This window comes from Luteimonas galliterrae, assembly GCF_023374055.1.
GTDB classification, from domain to species: domain Bacteria; phylum Pseudomonadota; class Gammaproteobacteria; order Xanthomonadales; family Xanthomonadaceae; genus Luteimonas_C; species Luteimonas_C galliterrae.
The window spans coordinates 457,399-468,249 of record NZ_JAMBEP010000001.1; the positions used below are offsets into that span (position 1 = coordinate 457,399).

12 protein-coding genes are annotated in these 10,851 nt (G+C 65.5%); 10 read left to right on the forward strand and 2 right to left on the reverse strand.

Annotated elements, in window-relative coordinates; all coding sequences use genetic code 11:
* Positions 1-281 precede the first annotated feature (281 nt).
* The 3 genes from M2650_RS02115 (at position 282) to M2650_RS02125 (ending at position 3,203) form a co-directional block, all read left to right on the forward strand.
* Positions 282-917, forward strand: coding sequence for a glutathione S-transferase family protein (locus tag M2650_RS02115; RefSeq protein WP_249474143.1), 636 nt, complete (start codon positions 282-284; stop codon positions 915-917).
* Positions 918-990: 73 nt separating this feature from the next.
* A complete protein-coding gene (locus M2650_RS02120; protein WP_249470573.1) occupies positions 991-2,583 on the forward strand; it encodes a POT-type proton-dependent oligopeptide transporter in 1,593 nt (530 codons plus the stop codon).
* Positions 2,583-3,203, forward strand: coding sequence for a rhomboid family intramembrane serine protease (locus tag M2650_RS02125; protein ID WP_249470575.1), 621 nt, complete (start codon positions 2,583-2,585; stop codon positions 3,201-3,203). Before M2650_RS02120 ends, M2650_RS02125 begins: the two co-directional genes overlap by 1 nt.
* Positions 3,204-3,221: 18 nt before the next feature.
* Here the strand turns inward: M2650_RS02125 and M2650_RS02130 are convergent, their stop codons facing one another.
* Positions 3,222-3,419 (reverse strand): hypothetical protein, encoded by a 198-nt coding sequence (locus tag M2650_RS02130; RefSeq protein ID WP_249470577.1) that lies wholly within the window; start codon positions 3,417-3,419, stop codon positions 3,222-3,224.
* 247 nt (positions 3,420-3,666) lie between these two features.
* Here M2650_RS02130 and M2650_RS02135 point away from each other — a divergent pair, with 247 nt between their 5' ends.
* The 7 genes from M2650_RS02135 (at position 3,667) to M2650_RS02165 (ending at position 9,899) form a co-directional block, all read left to right on the forward strand.
* Positions 3,667-4,434, forward strand: a complete 768-nt coding sequence (locus M2650_RS02135; RefSeq protein WP_249470580.1) for a hypothetical protein — start codon at positions 3,667-3,669, stop codon at positions 4,432-4,434.
* The gene (locus M2650_RS02140; protein WP_425602494.1) at positions 4,431-4,703 is read left to right on the forward strand and encodes a GNAT family N-acetyltransferase; all 273 of its coding nucleotides are present in this window, start codon (positions 4,431-4,433) and stop codon (positions 4,701-4,703) included. The genes M2650_RS02135 and M2650_RS02140 overlap by 4 nt, the downstream gene beginning before the upstream one ends.
* A gap of 138 nt (positions 4,704-4,841) precedes the next feature.
* Positions 4,842-5,555, forward strand: a complete 714-nt coding sequence (locus M2650_RS02145) for a pseudouridine synthase (protein ID WP_249470582.1) — start codon at positions 4,842-4,844, stop codon at positions 5,553-5,555.
* Positions 5,556-5,796: 241 nt separating this feature from the next.
* Positions 5,797-6,006, forward strand: a complete 210-nt coding sequence (locus tag M2650_RS02150; protein ID WP_137265674.1) for a cold-shock protein — start codon at positions 5,797-5,799, stop codon at positions 6,004-6,006.
* 137 nt (positions 6,007-6,143) lie between these two features.
* Positions 6,144-6,974: a DUF3298 and DUF4163 domain-containing protein gene (locus M2650_RS02155; protein WP_249470584.1), complete on the forward strand. Its 831-nt coding sequence runs from the start codon at positions 6,144-6,146 to the stop codon at positions 6,972-6,974.
* Positions 6,975-7,165: 191 nt separating this feature from the next.
* Complete coding sequence (cfa, locus tag M2650_RS02160; protein WP_249470586.1) at positions 7,166-8,296, forward strand: cyclopropane fatty acyl phospholipid synthase; 1,131 nt, start codon at positions 7,166-7,168, stop codon at positions 8,294-8,296.
* A 181-nt stretch (positions 8,297-8,477) separates the two neighbouring features.
* Entirely contained in the window at positions 8,478-9,899 is a 1,422-nt protein-coding gene (locus M2650_RS02165; RefSeq protein WP_249470588.1) for an amino acid permease, read from the forward strand.
* Between the two features lie 105 nt (positions 9,900-10,004).
* Here M2650_RS02165 and M2650_RS02170 read toward each other — a convergent pair whose 3' ends face one another.
* Entirely contained in the window at positions 10,005-10,835 is an 831-nt protein-coding gene (locus M2650_RS02170) for an NAD-dependent protein deacetylase (protein WP_249470590.1), read from the reverse strand.
* Positions 10,836-10,851: the final 16 nt, after the last annotated feature.

The window sequence follows — 10,851 nt, forward strand, 5'->3', positions numbered from 1 at the left end:
GGCTGCCGGAGGTCATCTGCTGACAGCGCATTGACAGTAGCGGTGGATTGGCCCGGTGCGCATCCCGCTAAATGGCTCCAGTGCGGGTGGCGAGTCCGTTTCTGCTCTTCGTAGGAGCGGCTTCAGCCGCGAGCTTTTCCGATCAGAACGCGGCGATGCACGTGAAAAGCTCGCGGCTGAAGCCGCTCCTACGAAGAGCAGGCAACGCGGCTCGCCTTCGGTTCGCCTTTTTCCAGGGGAGAACGTCGCGCATAATTGCCGCTCATCGATTACGGGGCTCGATCTTGCACACCCTTTACTACGCGCCCGGTTCGGCCAGCATGGTCGTGCATTGGCTGCTGCTCGAGCTCGATGCGCCGCATCAGCTGCGCTTGGTCGACACCTCGGCCGGCGAGCAGAAACGTCCGGAATACCTGGCGTTGAACCCCAACGGCGTGGTGCCGACATTGCTGGTCGACGGCGAACCCGCCTTCGAGGCCGCGGCCCTGCTGATGGATCTGGCCGATCGCCACCCCGGAGCCGGTTTCGCGCCGGCGCACGGCACGCGCGAGCGCCGGCAGTTGTACCAATGGATGTTCAACCTGGCCAATATGGTGCAGCCGCTGTTCCGGCAGTGGTGGTACCCGGCCGAACCCGCGGGCGCAGATCGCGCCGACGACGTGCGCAAGCACGTGCAGGTTCGGATCGAGGCGCAATGGGACCGCATCGAAGCGCACCTGGCCGCGCGCGGTCCGTACCTGCTCGGCGCCTCGACGACCGTCGCCGATTTTTACCTGACCATGCTGATGCGATGGTCGCGCAACATGCCCCGGCCCGCGACGCAGTGGCCGCACCTGGCCGCTTTGGCGCAGCGGATGAAGGCCCGGCCCGCATTCGCGACGCTGTATGAACGCGAAGGCCTGACCGAGTGGGCCTGACCTGCACGAGCCACGCCCGCCGCCGATAGGCTAGGCTTGTCCCGATGACCGCCGCAGGAACCGGAACCGCCCGATGACGACCATCGCCGAGCAGGCGCAGCCCAAGCACACGCCGCTGCCGCGGCAGATCCCCTACATCATCGGCAACGAGGCCTGCGAGCGCTTCAGCTTCTATGGCATGCGCAACATCCTGGTGCAGTTCCTGGCCAGCAGCGTGCTGCTGGCCTATCTGCCCGAAGCGGACCGTCAGGGCGCGGCCAAGGACGTCTTCCACACCTTCGTCATCGGCGTGTATTTCTTCCCGCTGCTCGGCGGCTGGCTGGCCGACCGCTTTTTCGGCAAGTACAACACGGTTCTCTGGTTCTCCCTGATCTACTGCGCAGGCCACGCCTGCCTGGCGATGTTCGAGGACAACCGCAGCGGCTTCTATACCGGCCTGTTCCTGATCGCGCTGGGGTCGGGCGGCATAAAGCCGCTGGTGGTTTCGTTTTGCGGCGACCAATTCGACCAGAGCAACAAGCACCGCGCCAAGGTCGTGTTCGACGCGTTCTATTGGACGATCAACTTCGGTTCTTTCTTCGCCTCGCTGCTGATGCCGCTGTTCCTGCGCGAGCTGGGGCCGGCGATCGCGTTCGGCATCCCCGGCGCGTTGATGTTCGTCGCGACCGTCATCTTCTGGGCGGGCCGCCGCAAATACATCCGCGTGCCGCCGGCGACTTCGGATCCGCATTCGTTCCTGCACGTGGCGCGCACCGCGCTGTTGACGCGCGAGCCCGGGCAGGCCAGGCCGGGATTGGCGATGGCGGCGTTCGGCGGCGCGCTGGCGGTAGGCGCCTTCTTCCTGATTCCGAAACTGGGCTTCGTGATCTGCGCCTGCATGGCCTTGGGATTGATCATCGCGTTCGGCGGCATCGGCACTTCGATGCAACTGGAACGCGCACGCGGCGCGCATCCGCCCGCAGCGGTGGACGGCGTGCGTTCGGTGCTGCGCATCCTGATCATCTTCGCGCTGACCACGCCGTTCTGGTCGCTGTTCGACCAGAAGGCATCGACTTGGGTGCTGCAGGGCAACCAGATGGCCATTCCGCACGATCTGTGGTGGTGGCCGAGCTTCCTGGTGAAGGACGCTGCGCAGATGCAGGCGCTGAACCCGGCGCTGGTGATGCTGCTGATCCCGTTCAACAACCTGGTGCTGTACCCGGCGCTGAAGCGAATGGGCTTCGAACCCACGGCGCTGCGCAAGATGGGTGCCGGCATCGCGTTCTCGGGCGTGGCCTGGATCTTCGCCGGCATCATCCAGCTGGCGATCGACGGCGGCGATCCTGTATCCCTGGCCTGGCAGATGCTGCCGTACGCGCTGCTGACCTTCGGCGAGGTGCTGGTATCGGCGACCGCGCTGGAGTTCGCCTATAGCCAGGCCACCGCGTCGATGAAGGGCGTGATCATGGCGTTCTGGTACCTGGCCAGCACCTTCGGCAGCCTGTGGGTGCTGCTGACCAACGCCGGCGTCCGCAACGAGGCGGTGATGTCGCATATCGCCGGCACCGGACTCAGCGAGAACGCGTTCCTGATGTTCTTCTTCGCAGGCTTCGCTTTCGTCGCCGCGCTGGCGTTCGCGCTGTATGCGCGGCGTTATCCCATGCAAGACAACTACCGGGCCGCCTGATGGATCTTTCGCTGACCGCCGTCATCGTCGCCGCCACCTGCCTGGTCTCGTGGCTGGCGTTCAACAACCGGCAGTTGGAGGACCGGCTGATCCTGTGGCCGCCGGCGATCGACCGGCAAAAGCAGTACGACCGGCTGATCACGCACGGCTTCATCCATGCCGACTGGATGCACCTGCTGTTCAACATGATCACGCTGTGGTCGTTCGGCACGACCATGGAAAGGTTCTACGTGGAACGCATCGGCGTTATCGGCTACCTGGCGTTCTACCTGTCGGCGATCGTGATCGCGATCCTGCCGACCTATATGCGGCACCGCCACGATGCCGGCTATCGCAGCCTGGGCGCATCGGGCGCAGTGTCGGCGGTGCTGTTCGCCTTCATCCTGCTCGACCCGTGGTCGGGCATCTACCTGTTCCTGATCCCGATTCCGATACCGGCCTTCGTGTTCGCCGCGATCTATGTCGGCTACAGCATCTGGATGGACAAGCGCGGCGGCGACAACATCAACCATAGCGCGCACCTGTACGGCGCGGCTTACGGAATCATGTTCACGCTATTCGTGGAGCCGCGCGCGGCGGCTGCGTTCTTGCAGAAGCTCGCCAGCCCGTCGTTCGGCTGACGGCTGATGGCTGGGGGCTCAGGCGGCCCGCACCAGCTTCACGACCGGCTGTTGGCCGTTCTCGTAGTTCTGCTGCAACCGCTGGCTGATGGTGGCGTCGAGCTGGGCGAGTTCGTTGCTGTCCAGTTCGCCCGCCGTAACGAGCTCGAACAGGCGGGAAAGCAGCATGTCGTCGCTCATCGACGCGGTCCCGGCCTGGTTGTTCTGGTCTGACATGGTCGTTCTCCCATCCCTATCGTCTGAGTAAACGGGATAGACGCACCAACCATGCCAGCCAATTCAGTGGCTTAGCGTTCATTCTTGTGACGCGGTGCGTCACTGAGCGCCCGCGTGGGGTAGCGGTTTGACGCCTCTCGGCGCTCGTTTCCGGTCTACAGGCGCTCACTCCTCTTGAATGGGCAGGGTGGTATCACCCGGCTCGTAGCACCCCCAAAGACGCAGCCAACCAGCCCTGGAGGAGAAAATGGCGACAGCCCGAGCCCCGAAGTCCGCTGCCGGCAAGAAGACGGCCGAGAAGAAGGCCGTCAAGAAAGCCGTTAAAAAAGCGGCCAAGACTACCCGGACAGCCGCCAAGCGCCCCGCCAAGCCGTCCCCAGCCAAGCGTTCGGCGAAGAAGACGGTCAAGAAGACCGCCGCCAAGAAGCCAGCCGTCAAGAAAGCAGTCGCGAAAAAAACCGTCGTGAAGAAGGCCGCTGCCAAGAAGGCCGTCGGCAAGAAGATCGCGACCAAGAAGGCCGCGGCCCCGGCGAAGAAAAAAGCGGCCGCCAAACCCGCCGCCGCCAAGCCGGCTGCGGCCAAGCCCGTCCCGGCAGCGACCAAGAAAACCGCGCCCGCCGTTTCCGCAGTGCCCGCCGCAGCCCCGCAACCGCGCCAGCAACCCATTCCGCAGGCCCCGCCCGCCGCGCCGGTAAAGAAGGCCACCAAGCCCGCCGCGCCGGCCTCGAGGCCGGCCGAGCCGGGCAAGATCACGCCGGGCCAAGCCTTGGCCAACACGCGCGCGCTGCTGGAAGCCAAGAAACAGCACGACCGCCAGGCCCAGCCCTGGCATGCGCTCGACCCGACCCATGCCGCGGCGCCGCAAGCGGGCCCGCAATCGCCTGAAGCGGCGGCCAAGGCGGAGGAATTGCACGAGGCCGAAAGCCGGGTCCAGGCCATCCAGGGCAGCATCAGCACCCAGGACCGCAAGAACCAGGGCAAACGCGACAACCGCGGCGGGAGCGACGAATCGTGAGCGAGCTGATCCATGACCCGGCACGGCACCGTTTCAGCATCGAGGTCGACGGTCATGAGGCGGAGCTGGTCTATGTCCCCGAGGATGGCGCCATCGCCATCGTCCACACCGGGGTGCCGCCGGAGATCGGCGGCCGCGGCATCGCCGGCGACCTGGTCAAGGCGGCCCTGGAATTCGCGCGCAACGCGGGCCTGAAAGTGAAGCCTCGCTGCGAATATGCGGCGGCCTATCTGAAGCGTCATCGCGAGTACGACGACCTGGTCGTCTGAGGGCTGTTCCTCCCCCTTTGAAAAAGGGGGGCGAGGGGGATTTGCTCTTGATCTGACTGCGCCCCAAAAGCAAATCCCCCTGTGTCCCCCTTTTTCAAAGGGGAGAAAGCGGAGGCAGGCGGGTAGAATGCGCGGCCCATGCGCCTCAACAAACACATCAGCGACACCGGATTCTGCTCGCGGCGCGAAGCCGACCGGCTGATCTCCGAAGGCCGGGTCACCGTCAACGGCCTGCGCGCGCGGATCGGCGCCGAAGTGGGCGAGGGCGACGAGGTCCGCGTCGACGGCGCCACGCTGCGCCCGCGCACTGCGGCCAAGGGCCAGCGCAAGCATGTCTACATCGCCTTCAACAAACCGCCCGGGGTGACTACCACCACCGAGTCGGCGGTGAAGGGCAACATCGTCGACTTCATCGGCCACCAGCAGCGCATTTTCCCTATCGGCCGGCTCGACAAGGATTCCGAAGGCCTGATCCTGCTGACCAGCAACGGCGACATCGTCAACGAGATCCTGCGCGCCGAGAACAAGCTGGAGAAGGAATACCTGGTGGCGATCAACCACGCCGTCACCGACGAATTCCTGCGCGGCATGGCCCGCGGCGTGCCCGTACACGGCGAGACGACACTGCCGTGCAAGACCGGCAAGCTGGGGCGGTTCGGCTTCCGGATCGTGCTGGTGCAGGGCCTGAACCGGCAGATCCGGCTGATGGCGGCACACTTCGGCCACCGAGTGAAACAGCTGCTGCGGGTGCGGATCGGCACCGTCAAACTGGGCCATCTGAAGCCCGGCCAGTGGCGCAACCTGACCGACGCCGAGCTGCGCGGGCTGCTGCCGCAGCGGCAGGACTGGTAGCCCCCGCCCGACGACCGCTCGTCGGTCCGTTCAGGGAAAAATCTCCCTATTCACACAGAAGGGGGAAAGTAGGGTATGGTGCGCCCACTGTTCAAAGCCGGGATCACGGTACATCGTGGCTCCGATGCGGTAGATCCGACGATCCGCTCCATCGCTCTCGCGTTACCCCTTGCTCGACAGTCTCGGCCATGCGTGTCGCAGGCCGTGTTCCAATCTAAAAACTGTTCCAAGGAGTAACAAAATGTCTGATCGTCAGACCGGTACCGTCAAGTGGTTCAACGACGCCAAGGGCTTCGGCTTCATCACCCCGGAAAGCGGCCAGGACCTGTTCGTCCACTTCCGCTCGATCCAGGGCAGCGGCTTCAAGTCGCTGCAGGAAGGCCAGAAGGTCTCGTTCAAGGTCGTGCAGGGCCAGAAGGGCCTGCAGGCCGACGAAGTGCAGGCCCTGTAAGCCTGTAGCTTCATCGTGACACCGGACCCCGGGCGGCGACGCCCGGGGTTTTTTATTGCCCGGAAGGCGCCGCGGCGTGGATGCGGGCATCACGCGGCGCGCGATAATTTGTGAGGATCGATGCCAAGGACTGCGCCATGACACGTTCGACACTGCCGCTGCTGCTATTCGCTCTCGCACTGGCCGCCTGCAATCGCGGCACGGAACAGGCGACGCCTGCAGGGCCGGCCACCGCGCCCGCTGCCGGCACCGAGCCGGCGCCGGCGACGCCCGCACAGCCGGTCGAGCTCAAGGACGTGGTCGAGAGCAACGAGCGCTATGTGATCGGCATCAGCTATCCGCCGGCCGCGCGCAAATATCCCGGGCTGGCGGCGCAACTCCAGCAATACGCAGAGGCCGCCCGCGCCGAGCTGCTCGAGGCCGTCGGCGGCCTGGGCAACGACAAGCCGACCGCGCCCTACGACCTGAGCCTGAGTTTCACCGAGTTGGTCGACACGCCGCAGATCGTGGCGATCGCCGCCGACGGCAGCAGCTACACGGGCGGCGCGCACGGCAGCCCCCTGATCGCGCGCTTCGTCTGGCTGCCGCAGCAGGACAAGCTGCTGACATCGAAGGAGCTGGTGCCGCAGGCCGCCGGATGGAAGCCGATCTCCGACTACGTGCGCGAGCAGTTGCACACCAAGCTGTCCGAGCGCGCCGATGCCGACGAGCTGCCGCCCGCCGAGCGCGCCGAAATGATCCGCGACGCCGGCAAGATGATCGACGAGGGCAGCGAGGCCGAGGCCGACAATTTCTCGCAGTTCGAGCCGGTGATCGGCGCCGACGGGAAGCTGAGCGCTCTGCGCTTCGTGTTTCCGCCGTACCAGGTCGGGCCGTACGCCGACGGCACGCAGACCGTGGAAGTGCCGGCCGCGATCCTGTTGCCGCATATCGCGCCGGCCTATCGCGGCTATTTTTCCGGCGGCTGAGTAGCCCGGGTGAGCCCCGGACTTGATCCGGGGGATACCTGGGCTCTTCGTTCCCGTGCGGCGTATTCCCGGGTATCGGCTGCGCCTCCACCCGGGCTACATAGAGTTCCACGATCGCAATCGTGGGATCCGGGCAGTTGCGATAATCTGCAGCTTCGATATTCGTTGTAGTGGAAATGCGGGAGTTGGCGATGAAAGCCGATGTCGCGTTGCATCCTTTCCAGGACCGCTTGCAAACTTTGCTGAGCGACGCCGATGTGCGCATCGACGGCAGCAGGCCTTGGGACCTGCAGATCGACGATCCGCGTTTGGCCGCACGCGTATTGGCGCGCGGCTCGCTGGGTCTGGGCGAGTCCTATATGGACGGCTGGTGGCATGCCGCATCGCTCGACGGCCTCCTGTTCCGCCTGCTCGATGCGCACATCGACCAGCGCGCGCACAGCCTGGCCGAAATCTGGGACGGATTGCGCGCACACCTGCTCAACCTGCAGAAAGGGCGGCGCGCCTTCGAAGTCGGCGAGCGCCACTACGACCTGGGCAACGACCTCTACCAGGCCATGCTCGGCAAGCGACTGGTCTACAGCTGCGGTTATTGGCGCGAGGCGGACAACCTGGACGACGCCCAAGAGGCCAAGCTCGACCTGATCTGCCGCAAACTGGGCCTGCGCCCCGGCATGCGCGTGCTGGACATCGGCTGCGGTTGGGGCGAGGCGCTCAAGTTCGCGGCCGAACGCTACGGCGTGAGCGGCGTGGGCATCACGATTTCGCGCGAGCAGGCCGCATATGCACGGGAATTGTGCGCCGGCCTTCCCATCGAGATCCGCGTGCAGGACTATCGGGAAGTCGACGAGCCTTTCGACCGGATCCTGTCGGTCGGCATGTTCGAGCACGTCGGCGTCAAGAACTACCGCGCCTATTTCGAAATGGCCCGGCGCTGCCTGTCGGACGAGGGCCTATTCCTGCTGCATACGATCGGCGGCAACCAGTCGGTCACGCATACCGATCCATGGATCGGCCGCTACATCTTCCCCAATTCGATGCTGCCATCGGCGGCGCAGATCGCCACTGCGGTCGAAGACGTGTTCGTGGTCGAGGACTGGCACAATTTCGGCACCGACTACGACCGCACGCTGCAGGCCTGGCGCGCCAACATCGAAAGCGCATGGGATGGCCTGCCGGCGCGCTACGACGAGCGCTTCCGACGCATGTGGCGCTACTACCTCTCCGCATCGATGGCGGCCTTCCGCGCGCGGCGCATCCAACTGTGGCAGTTGGTGCTGTCGCCGCGGGGCGTGCGCGGCGGCTACATCGCGCCGCGCTGATCTCAGCTTTTCGGTAGGAGCGGTTTTCGTGGGAGCGGCTTCAGCCGCGAGCTCTTGCCAGGTCGCCTCGCACTAGAGAAGCTCGCGGCTGAAGCCGCTCCCACAAAAGCCGCCTCATCTCGCATCGCCGCGCGCGATGGCCCACTATGTGCGCCTGTCCGCCATCCGATACGAGGGTTCTATGCAGTCATGGCTCCGCCGCAAGGATATCGACCTGGTCACCGTGCACGAGGAAGGGCGACGGCTGGTGCCCACCTTGAGCTGGCCGCACCTGGTCGCACTAGGCATCGGGGCCATCGTCGGCACCGGCATCTACACCCTGATCGGCGTCGGCGCCAACCTGGCCGGTCCGGCGGTGCTGATCTCCTTCCTGGTAGCCGGTGTCGTGTGCGCCTGCGCGGCGCTGGCCTATGCCGAAATGGCCACGCTGATGCCCGCCGCGGGCAGCGCTTACACGTATAGCTATACGGTGCTCGGCGAGAGCATCGCCTGGATCGTCGGTTGGAGCCTGATCCTGGAATATTCGCTCGTCGTTAGTGCGGTGGCGGTGGGTTGGTCGGGTTCGGTGATGGAATTCCTCAACGGAATGGACATCCACATCCCGCAGGCATTGGCGGCCGGTCCGCATGCCGGCGGCGTGATCAACCTGCCCGCAGTGTTGATCGTCTTCGTGGTGGCGGGCTTGTTGATCGTAGGCACGCGCGAAAGCGCGACTTTGAACGCTGTATTGGTGGTGATCAAGGTCGTGGCGCTGGTGGTGTTCGTGGCCATCGCGATGCCGCATTTCGACACTGCGCATATGGAGCCGTTCATGCCTTTCGGCTTCGCCAAGCAAATGGGTCCGGATGGCATCGAGCGCGGGGTGATGGCGGCCGCGGCGATCATCTTCTTCGCCTTCTACGGTTTCGATGCGATTTCCACCGCGGCCGAAGAAACCAAGAATCCCGAGCGCGACCTGTCGATCGGCATCATCGGATCGATGGTCGCCTGCACCCTGATCTACATCGTCGTCGCTTTGGCCGCCGTGGGCGCGATGAGCTATGCGGTCTTCGCGCAGAGCCCGGCGCCGCTGGCCTTGATCATGCGTGAACTGGGGCAGGGCACGGCCGCCAAGATCGTCGCCGGCGCCGCGGTGGTCGCATTGCCGACCGTGCTGCTGGCGTTCTTCTACGGGCAAAGCCGCATCTTCTTCGTGATGTCGCGCGATGGCCTGTTGCCGCGCGGTTTGTCGAAAGTGAATCCACGCACCGGCACGCCGGTGGCCATCACGCTGTTCACCGCTGTGCTGGTCGCAGCGCTGGCCGGCGTGGCGCGGCTGGACGAGATCGCGGCGCTGGCCAATGCCGGCACGCTGGCCGCATTCACCGCGGTGGCGGTATGCCTGCTGGTGCTGCGCAAGCGCGATCCTTCGCGCCCGCGCGTGTTCCGCACGCCGTTCGCCTGGGTGGTGGGGCCGGTGGCGATCCTCGGTTGCCTGTACCTGTTCTGGAGCCTGCCGCAACGCACGCAGCTGTGGTTCCTGGTGTGGAATGCGATCGGCGTGGCCGCCTATCTGGCTTATGGACGGCGCAGCAGCCTGCTGGCGCGCTCGCAGGACGCCTAGAGGTTTTCCTCCCACGAATGCACCGATGTAGCCCGGGTAAGCGAAGCGCACCCGGGGCTTTTCATGGGGTTTACGGCGGTCCCGGGTGCGCTTCGCTTACCCGGGCTACGCCAGCGCAGTGCCCAACGCCGCGCCGGCTTCCGCATCGATCTTCAACGTCGCAAGGTCGTCAGCGCGTGTGCGCCCGCGGTTGACGATGGCGATCGGCAGGCCGGCTTCGTGCGCGCCGCGCACGAAGCGATAGCCGGAATAGACCATCAGCGAAGAACCGACGACCAGCACCGCATCCGATGCCTGCAAAGCCGACTGCGCCTGCAAATAACGCGGCCGCGGCACGTTCTCGCCGAAGAACACCACATCTGGCTTCAGCAAGCCGCTGCAGTGCGGGCAGGGCGGCACGCTGAAACGCGAGAAATCGCGGCCGTCGAGATCGGCGTCGCCATCCGGCGCGGTCATCGCTTCCAATCCGGCCCAATCCGGATTGCGCTCGGCGAGCGAGCGCTGCATATCCGCACGCGCCAGCACCGCGTCGCAAAACAAGCACACGACGTGGTCGAGGCGCCCATGCAGATCGATCACCGGCGCGCTGCCGGCGCGTTGGTGCAGGCCGTCGACATTCTGCGTGACCAGCGCCGAGACGCCGCCCCGCGTCTGCCACTGCGCCAGCGCACGATGCGCGGCATTGGGTTGCGCCTCCGCCACTCGCGGCCAGCCGATGAAGCTGCGCGCCCAATAACGCGCATTGACTTGGGCATCGCCGACGAACGCCTGGTAGGTCACCGGCGGCGTGCGTTTCCATTGGCCGTCGGCGTCGCGGTAGTCGGGGATGCCGGAACCGGTGCTGCAGCCTGCGCCGGTGAGCACGAATACCTGACGAAACGGCGATAGCCATTCGCGCAACGGGTCTGCGGAGCGGTCGGTGGGCTGCGCATGCATAGCCGTATCGTAACGC

What these genes read in the sequence shown, in the direction of transcription:
- M2650_RS02120 (WP_249470573.1), top strand. Translation starts at nt 991, where the DNA reads ATGACGACCATCGCCGAGCAGGCGCAGCCCAAGCACACGCCGCTGCCG.
- M2650_RS02125 (WP_249470575.1), top strand. Translation starts at nt 2,583, where the DNA reads ATGGATCTTTCGCTGACCGCCGTCATCGTCGCCGCCACCTGCCTGGTC.
- M2650_RS02130 (WP_249470577.1), bottom strand. Translation starts at nt 3,419, where the DNA reads ATGTCAGACCAGAACAACCAGGCCGGGACCGCGTCGATGAGCGACGAC.
- M2650_RS02135 (WP_249470580.1), top strand. Translation starts at nt 3,667, where the DNA reads ATGGCGACAGCCCGAGCCCCGAAGTCCGCTGCCGGCAAGAAGACGGCC.
- M2650_RS02145 (WP_249470582.1), top strand. Translation starts at nt 4,842, where the DNA reads ATGCGCCTCAACAAACACATCAGCGACACCGGATTCTGCTCGCGGCGC.
- M2650_RS02150 (WP_137265674.1), top strand. Translation starts at nt 5,797, where the DNA reads ATGTCTGATCGTCAGACCGGTACCGTCAAGTGGTTCAACGACGCCAAG.
- M2650_RS02155 (WP_249470584.1), top strand. Translation starts at nt 6,144, where the DNA reads ATGACACGTTCGACACTGCCGCTGCTGCTATTCGCTCTCGCACTGGCC.
- cfa (WP_249470586.1), top strand. Translation starts at nt 7,166, where the DNA reads ATGAAAGCCGATGTCGCGTTGCATCCTTTCCAGGACCGCTTGCAAACT.
- M2650_RS02165 (WP_249470588.1), top strand. Translation starts at nt 8,478, where the DNA reads ATGCAGTCATGGCTCCGCCGCAAGGATATCGACCTGGTCACCGTGCAC.
- M2650_RS02170 (WP_249470590.1), bottom strand. Translation starts at nt 10,835, where the DNA reads ATGCATGCGCAGCCCACCGACCGCTCCGCAGACCCGTTGCGCGAATGG.